The sequence below is a fragment of the Corynebacterium sp. HMSC068H04 genome (genome assembly GCF_001811255.1).
Taxonomy (GTDB): Bacteria; Actinomycetota; Actinomycetes; order Mycobacteriales; family Mycobacteriaceae; genus Corynebacterium; species Corynebacterium hesseae.
The window spans coordinates 1-201 of record NZ_KV803974.1; the positions used below are offsets into that span (position 1 = coordinate 1).

Genomic DNA, 201 nt, shown 5'->3' on the forward strand with positions numbered 1-201 from the left:
TTGCCGGTGCCGTACTGCTTAAGCCAGGAATAAAGTGAGGAGCGATTGACTCCTAGCTCTGCTGAAGCCGCGTGAAGTGAGAGGTCCTCATTGTTTTCGTAGAGGGCCACAGCATCACGTTTGAACTGTTCGGAGTACCTAGGCATGGTGGTAGATTACCTTTCTTCCCAACCCAACTGGGCTGGATATCAGGTGTCTACC

General features: G+C 51.7%; 1 protein-coding gene. It reads right to left on the reverse strand.

Translation table 11 applies throughout. From position 1 onward, the window contains the following. Positions 1 to 146, reverse strand: a 146-nt coding sequence (locus HMPREF2792_RS02150; RefSeq protein WP_141746414.1) for a transposase, incomplete at its 3' end; no start/stop codon positions are given. Positions 147 to 201 lie beyond the last annotated feature (55 nt).